Below are 13717 nucleotides of genomic sequence, written 5' to 3'. Positions count from 1 at the left end.
GGGAGGCGGCCGGTGAACGTCCGCACGATCATGATGACGGCGCTCGGCTCGGTCATCGGGTTGGTGGCGCTGGTGCTGGTGATCGTGTTGCCGTCCTCGGATGAGACCTGCGAGACCGGCGATGTGCTGGACGGATCGTCGGTGCCCACCCTGCCCCAGCTCGGCGGTGACCATCGCGCCGGCGCGACCAGTGCTGCCGCACCGACCTCGAATCCGGCGGTCACCGGCACGCCGGTGCTGGCGGCCGGCGTCGGTCCGCTGCGGCGCACGCTGCCGCTCGAGATCGGCACGTTCTCCGTCTCCGACGTGTTCGGTTCGCGCGGCGGCGACCACAAGGGCATCGACATGGCCGCGACCGACGGGACCACGATCTACTCGGTGTCGGATGGTCGCGTCGTCGCCGCCGGTCCCGCTTCGGGTTTCGGCAACTGGATCGTCGTGGATTCGGTCGACACCAACGGCCGCGCCTACTCCGCGGTCTACGGCCACATGTGGGACGCGGGCGTCAAGGTGCGCACCGGTCAGACGGTGACCGCGGGTCAGCCGATCGGGATGGTCGGTTCGGCGGGTGAATCCAGTGGCCCGCACCTGCATTTCGAGATCGTGCCCGGTGGCCGGTTCACCGGTGGCCGTCAGATCGACCCGATGCCGTGGCTCGACGGTGCACCGACCCCGGATGTCGGTGGCGCGCGGGCGTTTTCGAGCGATCCGAACTGCGTGCGCGGATTCGGTAGCGCCGGTGGGGTACTGGCCGACGGGAAGGTGCCCGCCGAACTCGAGATCTGGTATCGCCGGGCGGGGACGGTGTGCCCGGAGATCTCGTCGTCGCTGCTGGCCGCCCAAGCCAAGCAGGAGTCGGGATTCCGGCGCGGGCTCACCTCGCCCGCGGGTGCCCAGGGCTTGGCCCAGTTCCTGCCGGGCACGGCGGCCGGTATCAATCCCGTCGACGGTCAGCCCTACGTCATCGATGCCGACGGCAACGGTTCGGCCAGCGTGTGGGACGACGGCGACGCGATCATCGGCCAAGCCCGCTACATGTGCTCGATCGCCAACAAGATCGCCGGGTGGCTGGCCGCGGGCCGCGTCTCGGGCGATCTGACCGCACTCACCCTGGCCGGATACAACGCCGGTGAGGGGGCGGTGCTGGCGTCCGGTGGCATGCCCAATCAGTATGCGGCGCACTATTCCGAGACCAGGCCCTACGTCACCAATATCTTGTCGATGGAACCGCAGTACCGGGCGCCCGGCGCGCAAGGCCGATTCACCCCCGGGCAGGGCAGTGCCGGCGAACAGATCGTCGAGGCTGCCCACGACTGGCTCGGCACACCGTACGTGTGGGGTGGTGGCGGCGTGCAGGGGCCAAGCGGTGGCGGTTTCGACGGGCCGGGACTGACGGCCGCGGCGGTGTTCGCCGCGTCCTCGGGCGCGGTCTCGTTGCCGCGCACCGCCGAACAGCAATGGGAGGCCGGGCGGGAGGTACCGATCGCGAAGGCGGCGGCCGGTGATCTGGTGTTCAGCGGTTTCGGACGGCAGGGGCCCACGCAGGTCGGGATCTACGCGGGCAACGGTCAGCTGATCCAGGCGGTACCACCGACGAGCAATCGCGGTGGCGGGGGTGTCGCCGAAGTGGCGGTACCCGGCGACGCACGGGCGAGGAGGGTGTTGTGAGCGCGCGACCAGCGATAACCTGGTGGGAGAGAACACGAATCCGCACAACCGGGGCGGTGATGCTCGTGGTGGTCCTGCTCGCTGTCCCCGCCTGCGGTGGCGACGCCGAGCCGACGCGTCCCGAGACCACCCCCACCACCCGCCTGCTCGAAGCCGCGGTCGACCCGACCACGCCCGACGGGGTCGCTGTCGTGGCCCTGCGCGAGGTCTACACCTGGAACCCCGCGACCGAGCAACCGGGATCCTCGCTGCAGCGCGCGCGAGAATGGCTGGGGCCCAGCATGATACGTATGCTGGACAGTTCGATCGGCGCCACCGAAACCCCGAAACCGTCGCTGCAGTGGGCCGATTGGGCGAAGGCGAAAGCGCACGTGGAGGCGTTCACCTTCGCCTCGGGGGAGCCGGCGCCCGCGAGCGCCGATCCCACGGTGGCGCAGTACAAGATCGGCATCGAACAAACGGTCGTCTACCCGAACGGACGCACCGAAGCCCTACCGCCGAGCACGGTCATCGCGACCGTGGTGCAGACGCCGCAAGGCTGGCGCCTCGACGCGTTCCGCTGACCACCAACCACGTCCACACAAGGAGGCACCCGTGGCGAAGAAGAAGGTGACGGATCCGGCCGCGGTCGGACCCGACACGACGCTGATCATGATCGTGTTCGGCTTCGCGGCGCTGTTCACCCTCGCCGCCGCCCTGCATCTGGGCAACGCGCTGGCGGTTGTGCCGCAGAACATTCCGGTCAATCCGATCGCGGTGGTCGCCGACCTGGCGCGGGGCAAGCTGCACTGGCCGCGCGCGTCGACGGTGATCGTGCTGCTGGTGATCGCGTCGGCGATTGCCTATGTGGTGATCCGTAAGAAGCTGAAGAAGCGTGCGGGCGCGGGGCGGTTGGCGGTCGACGACAAGTCCGAGCACATGGGTAGTGGTAGTGCGATCGCGTCGATCACCGAGGCAGGGGTGCGCGAGAAGGCGAAGGATCTCGGTGTGCGGCTCGGCAGCACCGATGCGCCGGGAGTGCCGATCGGCGTCGCGGTGGCCGACGGCGCCCCGCTGTACGGATCGTACGAAGATCTCCACCTGGATATCTGGGGGCCCCGGCAAGGCAAGTCCACCTCGCGGGTGATTCCGGCGATCCTCTCCGCGATTGGGCCCGTGCTGACCACCTCGAACAAGCGCGACGTCGTCGACGCGACGCGCAACGTCCGGGAAGCCAAGGGCAGCGCGACCTTCGTGTTCGATCCGCAGGGTGTCGCTGGTGAACGACCTACCTGGTTCTGGGATCCGCTGGCATGGGTCGACTTCCGCAAGGAGGGTTGCGAGATGCGGGCGGCTCGACTGGCCGGGCACTTCGCCGACAGCGAGTCCGGCGATGGCGAGAACCGCGACAGCTTCTTCGATCCCGAGGCCGAAGACCTGCTGGCCGGTCTGTTCCTCGCGGCTGCCATCGCAGGCAAGCCGATCACGCAGGTGTGGGAGTGGGTGACCGACTCGCAGAACAGCGAGCCGATCGAGCACCTACGACAGTCAGGCCACGACTTCACCGCGTCGGGCCTTGCCATGCAGTACAACGCCGAAGGGCGAACCAAGAGCGGTATCTTCGGCACTGCGAAGAAGATGATCCGCTGCCTCCAGCTGTCGAACGTGCATCCCTGGATCACCCGAGGCAACAGCGACCGGCTTCAGTTCGACGAGCTCGAATTCGTCGAGCGCAATGGAACGCTGTACAGCCTCTCGCTCGAAGGCCGCGGTTCCGCGGCACCCCTGGTCAGTGCGCTGACCGAGGCCGTCATCGATGTGGCGATGCGCAAAGCCGCGCAGTCCTCGGGTGGTCGCTTGCCGATCCCGCTGCTGGCGGTGCTCGACGAGGCAGCCAACGTGGTCCGCTGGAAGGACCTGCCCAAGCAGTACAGCCACTTCGGGTCACGCGGCATCGTGGTGATGACCGTGTTGCAGTCGTGGGCGCAAGGGGCTCGTTGCTGGGGCGAGGCGGGGATGAACGCCCTGTGGTCGGCCGCCAACATCAAGGTACTCGGCAGCGGTGTCGACGACATGGCCTTCCTGCGGGACCGATCCGAGGCGATCGGTGAATACGACTCGATCTCGGCATCGATGTCGCAGTCGGGCAACAGCAAGAGCTACTCGCGTTCGCTCAGTTCCTCGGTGACGTTCACCGCGCAGGGCTTGGCGACCCTCCCGCGTGGCCGGGCGGTGGTGTTCACCTCGGGCCAGCCTGCGGTTCTTGTGCGCACGGTGCCGTGGTGGGAATCCGAGTACGCGGACGCGGTCAAGCGCTCGATAGACGACAACGACCCCACCCGCAAGACGCGGATCGACGATCTGATCACCTCACCGTCGACGACGCTGTCGAAATCCATTCCGCCGCAGGACGAGATCGGTGAAATCGAGGAGGTCAAGCCGCTGTGAGTAATGAGATTTCGGGCGCGGACAAGCAGGAAAAGGTCTATTCCGATGTCGCGGAGTTCGTGAAGGAGTATCTCAGCGAGATCTACCAGCGGCAGGTGACCGACATCAGCGATACGGTGTGGTGCCCCGAATGGTGGCGCCACCCCGAAGCTGCCGTGCGGCTCGCGGCGCTGTGGCAGGCCTGGGAGCACTATCGCATGCAGGGCGGGCCCGGCATCAGCGTGTGGTTCCTCGACCATGCCGACCCGCACATGACGAAGTTGTTCGACCCGCGTGGGCCGTTCAAATATTGCAGTGTGCGAAACGGTCACAAGGAAATGCTGAAATCGCTTCCGCTGGAGAAGCCCGATGCAAATCAGTGGACCGCGCCGAAAGACGGCCTGTGGGACAAGGAGAGTCCCAACGGGGCGTGATTCGGCGACGAACTGACGTTGTTCCCCGGCGGCCCCTTAGGTGCCGCCGGGGGCGGGGTCAGCGTCCGCGTTCGAGTCCGCGCGGGTCGACGCCACGCTCCCTGGTTGGGACGTGACGGGTTGCCGCGTCGCGCAGGCGAATTGCTTCGTCGGGCGAAATGCCCTGCCCCATTTCGACGAGCATCCGTACCTGGCTCAACTCGGGTGCGACTCCGGCCCGTTGCAGGTGCGCGGCGATAGCGGACCGGCGCTCGGCGGAGTCGTATCCGATCTGCGGTGCGGTGACACCCGTCGCGGCCACCGTCGTACTCGCGGCGAACGGCGACGACGGGTCCTTCTCCAGTGTCAGCCCGCGCTGCGGGGTTTTCGACGAACCCACCGACATCATCTGCCCGAGTTCGACATTGCGCGGATCCTTGGCCTTGAGGTCGCGGGCCTCGCGGATCTGCAGCTCCCGCGCTTCCTTCATCTTGGCCTCGATCGCCTTCGCGCGTGACTCGGCGTCTTTCTGACCGTGTTCACGCGACTTGACCGCGACCAAGATGGCCATCTGCAGCATGGTGCGCATCATGGACGCCGTTTCGCTGCCGATGTCGTCGAGTTCCGCCATGACTGCTCCCCGATGCTGCTGTGGAAGTGGACATCTGAGCGTACCGCGCGCACGACACAGTGCGATGTCCGGCGGGGCCGGTGGCAGCGGAGAAAATGCGGGTGGGCGCAGCGCGAGCCGAATGAATCGTAGGGTTGCCTAGCCTCTGATGATCTTCTTCGCACGTCGGGGCCCGAAAACCGGACACGGACCGGACACGCGAGCGTGTCCGGTCCGTGTCGTCGCCGGGAAAGCGTCGTCAGCCCACCTTGACAGTGTTGAATGAGATCGGGATGGCAGGCCCAACCTCTTCCGCGCCACCCTTGACGCCGCCACCCGCGACCTTGTCCAAGGTGGCGAGTCCGGCCTCGTCGATCGTGCCGAAGATGGTGTACTTCGGCGGCAACTGGGTGTCGCCGAAGACCAGGAAGAACTGACTTCCGTTGGTGCCCTTGCCCTCCGGCGAGGTGCCCGCGTTGGCCATGGCGACCACGCCGCGCTTGTAGTTCACCGGCTGCTGCAGCGCCGGGTCCCCGGCGGCGAACAGGTCGGTCGGGTATTCGTTGTCGAAGCTGTAGCCGGGGCCGCCCATGCCGGTGGCCGTCGGGTCACCGCACTGCAGGATGCCGAAGCCCGGCGTGGCCACGATGCGGTGGCAGCTGGTCTTATCGAAGTAGCCCTGCTCGGCCAGGCTCACCAGCGAGTTGACCGTGCACGGTGCCTGTGCGCTGTTGAGCGACAAACCGATCGGGCCCTGCGTGGAATCGATCGCGACCTTGACCTCGGGGCCATCGGTGGCGACCGATGTCGTGGCGGGCGCGGTGACGGGCTTCGCGGGGGGCTCCTGGCCCACCGGGTAGCTGCAGTCGACGGTCGCGGGCTTGGCCGCGGGGGGCTGCGGACCTGGGATGTCCAGGGGAGTGTTGACGAACTGGGTCGTCGGCACGGCCGAGGACGTTTCGGCGTTCGTCGCCGCGTCGTCATCGCCCCTGGTGAGGAAATACACGCCGGCCGCGGCGGCCGCGACGACTATCACACCCAGTACCGAGCCCGCGATCGTCAAGCGCTTGCGCTTCTTCTCCTGCTCGGCCCGTCGTACCAGCTGGCGTTCCAGCTTGCGCTTGGCCGCCGCCCGTCGCTGTTCGTTACTCGGCACTACCGCGTTCCTCCCGTGTCGTCAGGTTCGTCTAGAGGGTAACCGGTTGGACGCGGGGGGCGCCCGTGGGGAAAACTGGACTATCGTGACCAAGACCAGCAGCTTCACCGCCCCGAAGGGGGTCCCCGACTACCTGCCGCCCGGTTCGGCCGAGTTCGTCGCCGTGCGCGACGGCTTGATCCACGCCGCCCGACTGGCCGGATACGGGCATGTCGAGCTGCCGGTATTCGAACAGACCACCCTGTTCGCACGGGGTGTCGGCGAGTCGACCGACGTGGTCAGCAAGGAGATGTGGACCTTCGCCGACCGCAACGGGGAAAGCTTCACCCTGCGCCCAGAAGGCACCGCGGGCGTGATGCGCGCGGTGATCCAGCACGGTCTGGACAAGAGCGCTCAGCTGCCGGTGAAGCTCTGCTACGCCGGACCGTTCTTCCGATACGAGCGTCCGCAGGCCGGTCGCTACCGTCAGCTGCAGCAGGTGGGTATCGAAGCCATCGGCATCGACGATCCGGCGCTGGACGCCGAGGTCATCGCGATCGCCGACGCCGGATTCCGCTCGCTCGGCCTGGACGGATTCCGGCTCGAGATCACCTCGCTCGGCGACGAGACGTGTCGTCCGCAGTACCGCGAACTGCTGCAAGAGTTCCTCCTCGGACTTCCCCTCGACGAGGAAACCCAGCGTCGCGCGCTGATCAACCCGCTGCGCGTGCTCGACGACAAGCGTCCCGAAGTCCGCGAGCTGACCGCCAACGCGCCGCTGATGATCGACCACCTCTCGGAGTCGGCGAAGGCCCACTTCGAGCAGGTGCTTGCCCACCTCGACGCGCTCGGCGTGCCGTATGTGGTGAACCCGCGCATGGTGCGCGGCCTCGACTACTACACCAAGACCACGTTCGAATTCGTGCACGACCAGCTCGGCGCGCAATCGGGCATCGGTGGCGGTGGGCGCTACGACGGATTGATGGCCGAACTCGGCGGACAGCCGCTCTCGGGCATCGGTTTCGGCATCGGTGTCGACCGGACCGTGCTGGCGCTCGCGGCCGAGGGCAAGTCGGCCGCCGATCCGGCGCGCTGCCAGGTCTACGGCGTCGCGCTCGGTGACGCCGCCAAGGCGAAGCTGGTCATGCTGGCCGGCGAGCTGCGCGCGGCCGGCATCAGCGTCGACCTGGCCTACGGCGGACGCGGGATGAAGGGCGCGATGAAAGGCGCCGACCGTTCGGGGGCGCAGTACGCCCTCGTGCTCGGTGATCGCGATCTCGCCGAGAACACGATCGGGGTCAAGGAGATGGCGACGGGCGAGCAGCGGTCCGTCCCGCTCGACGGCGTCGTCGCGGTGCTGCGCGAGGAACTCGGCCGCTGAGTCCGCTGCTGGTTCGGGGCCTGTCGCTGAATCGGCTCGGTCGTGGGGCCCGGCGGTAGGTCGCCGAGTCCGCCCGGCTGGCGAGTGGCGCCCGGCGCTCGGGTCGCCCGGCCGGGAGATCCACCGGGCCCCGCGCTCGGCTGCTGAGGCCGGTGAGGCGCGGTAATCTGACCGCGCCTCACTCCGGGCGGGCCGGTGGGGGTGGAGAGGCAATCGTGGACGGGCAGTCCGGGCAGTCGGCGGCGACGGAACCGGTCGGTATCGACCTGGTGGCGCCCGAGGTGTTCGCGCCGATGTTGCGCAAGCTCGCGCTGACCGCGTTCGGCGTCGGTGTCGGGGCAGGGTTGCTGTCGGCGGTATGGCTGAGCTGGCCGTACGCGATTCTGATCGGGCTGGCCGTCGCGGTCCCGACCATCGGCTACGTGTTCGCGTTCCAGCGACGGCGAATGTGGTTGAGCGGCACCGTGATCCGCGCACACCGGCTGTTCGGCGCACACACTCTCGACCTCGCCGACGCCACCGGCGTGCACCTGCTGGTGTACCCGGCACGGCTCAGCCGCATCGTCCTGCGGGTCACCGCGGGCGGCGACACCCAATTGGTGCCGCTGGCGATGTACACCGACGTGGGCAGCGGCCGCGAACTGCACCTACTCGGCCTGCGCAAACTCGCCGACGCGCTCGCCGCCAGCGAACTCGTCGCCGCCATCGCGATCTCGGACGTGCTGATGGGGCAGTTGCGCGCCGAGGCCCGCGACGCTGGTCTCGACGAACGCCCGCTGTATCGCGCGGTGCGGGCGGTGCGTAGCAAGGACAGTGTCTCGCCGGTAGTCCTCACCGATTCCGAGGTCGCCGCACTGAGCTGAGCCTGGCAGTTGCGCGCGATCGAATCCGGTCAGCCGAACAGCGCGAGTTGCGTGTCCTGCGGGGTGGGTGGGTGACTGAGCGGGGTTGTGGGGCCCTGGGTTCGGCGGAGGCCGTGGTGGGTGAGTAGGGGGTTCACTCGGTCGCGTAGCCAATCGCGGTAGAGGGGAGTAACGGTGCCGCCGCGGGCGTAGAGCTGGCGGTAGCGGCGGATGAGGGCGGGGTGTTCGGTGCCGAGCCAGGTGAGGAACCAGTCGCGGGTGGGGCCGCGTAGGTGCATCGGGAAGGCCACGGCGCTGGCCGCGCCCGCGTCGGCGATCGCCGCGAACAGGGCCTCGAGGTGGGCTCGGCTGTCGGTGAGGCAGGGGATGATCGGCGCGGCCATGACGTGGACGGTGAAGCCGGCGTCGGCCAGGGCGCGGACCAGGTCGAGTCGGGCGCGGGGTTCGGGCGTGCCCGGTTCGAGGCTGTGGTGCAGGTCGGGATCGAGGATGGCGATCGACACCGCCACGCTCACCTCGACTCGCCGGGCCGCCTCGGTGAGCAGCGGGAGATCGCGGCGCAGCAGCGGGCCCTTGGTGAGGATGGAGAAGGGGGTGCCCGAATCGGCGAGGGCGGCGATGATGCCGGGCATCAAGCGGTATCGGCCCTCGGCACGTTGGTACGGATCGGTGTTGGTGCCGAGCGCCACCGCCTCGCGCTGCCAGGAACGCCGCGCGAGTTCGCGGCGCAGGACCGCGGCGATATTCGTTTTCACCACGATCTCGGAATCGAAATCCTCGCCCGCGTCGAGGCCGAGATATTCGTGGCTGCCACGCGCGAAGCAGTAGCGGCAGGCGTGTGAACAGCCGCGCATCGGGTTGATCGTCCAGCGGAAGGGCAGCGCGGAGCTCTCGGGCATCTTGTTCAGCGCGCTCTTGCACAGCACCTCGTGGAAGGTGATGCCGTCGAACTCGGGGGTGCGGACCGTGCGGACCAGCCCGGCCCTGGTGAGGCCTGGCAACGCGCCGTCATCGGCGTCTAGGGTCTGGGCTTGCCACCGCACTCCACGAGTCGAACATGTGTTCGACTATGTTGTCAAGCGCAACTCGGCAGCCTGTCGACGACCCGATCGATCGGCTGAGGCGCTGATGCGCCGCCACCGCGGATGGGCAGGGTGTGGGGCCACGTTCGTGCGCCGGCGCGGGTAAAATGGCTGATGCCGGACCTTCGGCCCGGTGAGCGGTGGTGTCTAGGTAAGAAGTGTTCGATGGGAAGGCCGTTGCTTGTCGCGGTCGTCGCTCAACTCGTCGTCGGCCTGCTGTTTCCGGGTGCCGCCTCGGCGCCCGCGATGTCCTATGTCGCGCTCGGGGATTCCTACACCGCCGCGCCGGGGCTGCTCGACCCGGTGCCGGGCAGCCCGCCCCTGTGCACTCGATCGGTGTCGAACTATCCGCATCGACTGGCCTCGGCGACGGGGTGGGAGCTCACCGACGTCAGCTGTGCGTCGGCAGCCACCGTGCACATGACCACCGCCCAATATCCTGATCAGCCACCGCAATTCGACGCGCTGTCGCCGCGGACCCGGGTCGTCACCTATCAGATCGGCGGCAACGACGACAACCTGTTCCAGACGATGGTCATGTCATGTATCGCGCTCAATCTCGGTAATGCCGCCGATGTCGGCGCGCCGTGTCGCGACACCTGGGGATCGCGATTCAGCGACGACATCGCGGCCAACGAACCCGCGATGGGTGCCGCCATCGCGCGCATCGGGACGCTCGCCCCGAACGCGCGCGTGTACGTCGTCGGATATCCGGCGGTGCTGCCGGAATCGGGCCGCTGCTATCCCCAGGTCCCGCTCAGCACCGGCGATATCGCCTACGCGCGGGGTGTCGAACAGGAACTCAACGCCGCGATGCGGCGACAGGCCGAAGCCAACGGTGCGAGCTATGTCGATATCTACACCCCGGGCATCGGGCACGACGCCTGTCGTGATCTCGCGACCCGGTGGGTCGAGCCGCCGGTGCCGGGTCAGCTCAACGCGACACCGGTGCACCCCAACGCCGCGGGGCAGCAGGCAACGGCGGACGTCATCGGCGAAGCGGTGGCGGCATAAGGGTGTTCGAGGTCAGGCGTTGCGCGGTGCGCGCAGGAAGTCGACCAGATCGGCGACGGTTTCCTCGGTCGGGCGAGGGTGGTAGCCGAGTTCGCGTTCGGCCTTGCCGTGATCGACGATCGGCGCCGAGATCAGCGCGCCGAGTGCGGCCTTGGACAGGACGTCGGAGCCGAGGCGCCTGCTGATCGGCTCGAGTACCGGCAGCAGCGCGCCGAGTGCTTTCGCGGGGACGGCGAAGCGTGGACCCTTGGCGCCGGTACGAGCCGCCGCCATCCGGCAGAAGTCGATCATCGCGGTCATCTCGCCGCCGAGCAGGTAGTTCTCACCGGTGCGACCCTTCTCGCCCGCGAGGATCAGGCCCTTGGCGACGTCGCGCACGTCGACCAGATCGAAGCCGCCGCCGATCATGGCCGGAATCTGGCCGCGCATCGCCTTGGTGGCGATGGAGTTCAGCCGGGACAGTCGCTCCGGGTGATCGACCGGACCGTAGACGCCGGTCGGATTCACGATCACCGCGTCGAGCCCGCGCTCGATCACCGGGCGCAAGGCCAGCTCGCCGGACCACTTCGACCGGTCGTACACCGGCAGGCCGGGATCGTCGGAGCGGCTGGAGGTCTCGTCGATGTGTCCGCCCGCGCGATACTGATCGAAGGCGTGGATGGAACTGGTGTGCACGAACCGGCGCACGCCCGATTCCAGCGCCGCCTCGGCGGTGACGCGCACGCCTTCGGTGTTCACCCGCCACGCCAGATCGTTGCGTTCGGCGAGGGTGATCAGCGCGACGAGGTGGTACACCACCTCGGTGCCCGCCAGCGCCGCACGCATCGACGCGGGGTCGAGCACATCGCCATCGACCCAGGTCACAGCCGGATCGGCGGTGGTAGTGGTCGTGCGGTCGATCGCGACGACCTCGTGGCCGCGCTCGACGAGCAGAGGGATCAAGTTGGTACCGAGGTAGCCGGCTGCGCCGGTCACTGCGACCTTCATGAGCCCAAGGATATAGAACATGTTCTAGTTTTGACAGTGGATCACGCGGATCGAAGGTGGCACGACTCGAAAACTGTCGGGGAGTTCGGCTATATTTGGCGCCAATCGCAGTTGGGTGGTCGCGTCGGGAGTTTCGCGGCCGCCGCTCGCTTCTGCAGGGCAGACTTTTCACGACGAGTTGGGGGATTTCGCATGACCGATCTCTCGGTGCAAACCGAAGAGGTCGCTGCGTTCGCGGCGACCAATGGCGGAGTGGCGGCACAGGTCGCCGCGGCGGGCAATTTCGACTTGGTCGCCAGCGTGTCGGCGGCGACGCCGGTGTTCGGCCTCATCGGCGCCGACTACCTCGCGATGTTCGCGGCCGCACAAGTGTTGCAGGCCAAGGACATCAACGACCTGTCGGCCAAGTTCAGCTCGCTCTCCGACGCCGCCTTCAAGTCGTCGGTGACCTTCGAGACGACCGATATCGACAACGCCGCCCAGCTCGCACGTCAGGCTGCTGGGCTGTGAAGCCGCTGAGTTCGGACGCGGGCGTCATCGCTCCCGACGCCGCCATGGCCGCTGCCGATGCCGCGACCGCATCGGTGATGGGTGCGGCACCCCTCGACTCGCAGGCGATTCTGGATGTGCCGCTGATGCAGGTACCCGAGGATGCTGCCGAGACCGGGGAAGCGGTCTTCACGCTCGCGCAGAAGATCACCGACGAAGCCCAGAACGCCGGCATGTCGCCGGCCGGGCTGGGCGGGCTCGGTGGCCTCGGCACCGGCGTCCAACCCCAGGACATCCTGTCCGGCGTCGCCGAGGATGCCTCCTCCGCGCTCAGCGGCTTGCAGGGCACGGTCGCTCAGGTCGCGGCGCCCGCGTCGGCTGCCGCGCTGACCGCCTACGACCAGGCCAAGGCCGCGCTCACCGGCACATCGGGCACCGGCGCCGCGAGCACCTCCGGCGCGAGCACGTCCGCTGCCGCGCCGACGCTGACCGACGATCCGGTCGCCGCGCTGATGAGCGGACTGTCGCTGCCCGCGCTGCCCGGCATCGACACCCTGTTCCAGCCGTTCCTCGACCTGCTCAGCAGCTTCGGTACCGGTGTCTTCAGCTCGCTGGACCCCACCGCGATCCTGAGCAACTCCTCCGCGGTCATCGAACAGGCGATGAGCCTGGCCCAAGGCGGGGTGAAGACCGTGCAGCAGTTGTGGGAAGGTGAGGCCGCCGACGCGGCGACCACCGCCAGCCAGCAGGCTCAGACCCAGGGTCAGGACACCAGCCAGCGCGGCATCGACATCTCCGCGCTCACCCAGCAGGCGGCTGCTGTCGTCCAGACCGGCAACGCCCAGCTCACCACGATCGCCACTACGTTCGCGGCCCAGGCCACCGCGCTCGCGCCGACGATCATGCTGCCGCCGACCCAGGCCACCCTGATCGGCTTGGCCACCACCCATCTCGGTGAAGCGGTGTCGGTTGTCAACGTCACCCGTGGGCAGTTGATGGGGTACACCGGCGAACTCAGCGGCGTCGTCGGGCAGCTCGCCAGCCAGAGTGGCCTGCCCTCGCCCGATGAAGTCCTGGCCGCGGCCTCGGAGAACATCGGCGAACCGCTGCTCACCCAGGCGGAGGAAGCCCTCACCGGCGGCGATTCCTCCACCACCGCGGCGAGCACCACCGCGGGCACCACCACTGCCGGCTCGACGACACCGTCGAGTCTTGGCACCGGTGGTTCCGGTGGCAGTGGCGGCAGCTCGGGCGCCTCACTCGGCGCGCTCGGCACCGCGCGCGGTAGCGCGGGTGGCAGTACCGGTGGCACCCCCAGCGCGGGCACGCCGAAGACCACGGCGGCCCTGCCGGGTGCGGCGCTTCCCGCATCGGGCCGTGCGATGACCGCCGGTCTGATGGGCTCGGGTTCCACCACGGCGGCGAGCACCGGCGGTACCTCCGGCATGATGGGCGGTGGCGCGGGAGCGGGCGCAGGCCGGGGCAACAACGAGGAAGAGCACGGTCGTACCGTGCAGCCCTACCAGAGCCGCACCGGCAACGACGATCTCACCGGCCCGCTGGGCGAATCCACGCCCGATGTCATCGGCGCCGTCCACGAGGACGAACGCGACGAAGACGCGACCGCGGACCGGTTCTGACCGGCAAGGGCCTCGCCGGTGGACACCGG

General features: G+C 68.4%; 13 protein-coding genes. 9 read left to right on the top strand and 4 right to left on the bottom strand.

Annotated elements, in window-relative coordinates:
- Window positions 1-12 precede the first annotated feature (12 nt).
- Genes ACTWPB_RS25160 through ACTWPB_RS25145 form a run of 4 tightly spaced genes read left to right on the top strand, consistent with a single transcriptional unit; the run spans window position 13 to window position 4508 of the window.
- Window positions 13-1668, top strand: coding sequence for a peptidoglycan DD-metalloendopeptidase family protein (locus ACTWPB_RS25160; RefSeq protein WP_446222997.1), 1656 nt, complete (start codon window positions 13-15; stop codon window positions 1666-1668).
- Complete coding sequence (locus tag ACTWPB_RS25155; protein WP_378913062.1) at window positions 1665-2231, top strand: hypothetical protein; 567 nt, start codon at window positions 1665-1667, stop codon at window positions 2229-2231. Before ACTWPB_RS25160 ends, ACTWPB_RS25155 begins: the two co-directional genes overlap by 4 nt.
- A 31-nt stretch (window positions 2232-2262) precedes the next feature.
- A complete protein-coding gene (locus ACTWPB_RS25150; protein WP_446222996.1) occupies window positions 2263-4095 on the top strand; it encodes a type IV secretory system conjugative DNA transfer family protein in 1833 nt (610 codons plus the stop codon).
- Window positions 4092-4508: a DUF4913 domain-containing protein gene (locus ACTWPB_RS25145; protein ID WP_446222995.1), complete on the top strand. Its 417-nt coding sequence runs from the start codon at window positions 4092-4094 to the stop codon at window positions 4506-4508. The genes ACTWPB_RS25150 and ACTWPB_RS25145 overlap by 4 nt, the downstream gene beginning before the upstream one ends.
- Window positions 4509-4566: 58 nt before the next feature.
- Here the strand turns inward: ACTWPB_RS25145 and ACTWPB_RS25140 are convergent, their stop codons facing one another.
- On the bottom strand, window positions 4567-5118 hold the full coding sequence (locus ACTWPB_RS25140; protein ID WP_446222994.1) for a hypothetical protein: 552 nt from the start codon (window positions 5116-5118) through the stop codon (window positions 4567-4569).
- Between the two features lie 238 nt (window positions 5119-5356).
- Complete coding sequence (locus tag ACTWPB_RS25135) at window positions 5357-6253, bottom strand: peptidylprolyl isomerase (protein ID WP_446222993.1); 897 nt, start codon at window positions 6251-6253, stop codon at window positions 5357-5359.
- Between the two features lie 85 nt (window positions 6254-6338).
- Here ACTWPB_RS25135 and hisS point away from each other — a divergent pair, with 85 nt between their 5' ends.
- Together hisS and ACTWPB_RS25125 are read left to right on the top strand one after the other, a co-directional pair.
- Window positions 6339-7613, top strand: a complete 1275-nt coding sequence (hisS, locus tag ACTWPB_RS25130) for a histidine--tRNA ligase (RefSeq protein ID WP_446222992.1) — start codon at window positions 6339-6341, stop codon at window positions 7611-7613.
- A 215-nt stretch (window positions 7614-7828) separates the two neighbouring features.
- Window positions 7829-8476: a hypothetical protein gene (locus ACTWPB_RS25125; protein WP_446222991.1), complete on the top strand. Its 648-nt coding sequence runs from the start codon at window positions 7829-7831 to the stop codon at window positions 8474-8476.
- Between the two features lie 29 nt (window positions 8477-8505).
- On the opposite strand, the gene ACTWPB_RS25120 is transcribed toward ACTWPB_RS25125, so the two are convergent.
- On the bottom strand, window positions 8506-9519 hold the full coding sequence (locus ACTWPB_RS25120) for an Rv2578c family radical SAM protein (RefSeq protein WP_446222990.1): 1014 nt from the start codon (window positions 9517-9519) through the stop codon (window positions 8506-8508).
- Window positions 9520-9723: 204 nt separating this feature from the next.
- Here ACTWPB_RS25120 and ACTWPB_RS25115 point away from each other — a divergent pair, with 204 nt between their 5' ends.
- Complete coding sequence (locus ACTWPB_RS25115; RefSeq protein WP_446222989.1) at window positions 9724-10572, top strand: SGNH/GDSL hydrolase family protein; 849 nt, start codon at window positions 9724-9726, stop codon at window positions 10570-10572.
- A 12-nt stretch (window positions 10573-10584) separates the two neighbouring features.
- Here the strand turns inward: ACTWPB_RS25115 and ACTWPB_RS25110 are convergent, their stop codons facing one another.
- Window positions 10585-11559, bottom strand: coding sequence for an NAD-dependent epimerase/dehydratase family protein (locus tag ACTWPB_RS25110; RefSeq protein WP_446222988.1), 975 nt, complete (start codon window positions 11557-11559; stop codon window positions 10585-10587).
- Window positions 11560-11751: 192 nt separating this feature from the next.
- Between ACTWPB_RS25110 and ACTWPB_RS25105 the strand changes: the two genes are divergently transcribed.
- Window positions 11752-12069, top strand: coding sequence for a type VII secretion target (locus tag ACTWPB_RS25105; RefSeq protein ID WP_446222987.1), 318 nt, complete (start codon window positions 11752-11754; stop codon window positions 12067-12069).
- On the top strand, window positions 12066-13688 hold the full coding sequence (locus ACTWPB_RS25100; RefSeq protein WP_446222986.1) for a hypothetical protein: 1623 nt from the start codon (window positions 12066-12068) through the stop codon (window positions 13686-13688). The genes ACTWPB_RS25105 and ACTWPB_RS25100 overlap by 4 nt, the downstream gene beginning before the upstream one ends.
- Window positions 13689-13717 lie beyond the last annotated feature (29 nt).

The organism is Nocardia sp. IBHARD005 (assembly GCF_052814245.1).
Note: the sequence above shows the minus strand (reverse complement) of the source record. Positions and strands in the feature narration are given on the sequence as shown.

What these genes read in the sequence shown, in the direction of transcription:
- ACTWPB_RS25140 (WP_446222994.1), bottom strand. Translation starts at nt 5,118, where the DNA reads ATGGCGGAACTCGACGACATCGGCAGCGAAACGGCGTCCATGATGCGC.
- ACTWPB_RS25115 (WP_446222989.1), top strand. Translation starts at nt 9,724, where the DNA reads ATGGGAAGGCCGTTGCTTGTCGCGGTCGTCGCTCAACTCGTCGTCGGC.
- ACTWPB_RS25105 (WP_446222987.1), top strand. Translation starts at nt 11,752, where the DNA reads ATGACCGATCTCTCGGTGCAAACCGAAGAGGTCGCTGCGTTCGCGGCG.
- ACTWPB_RS25110 (WP_446222988.1), bottom strand. Translation starts at nt 11,559, where the DNA reads ATGAAGGTCGCAGTGACCGGCGCAGCCGGCTACCTCGGTACCAACTTG.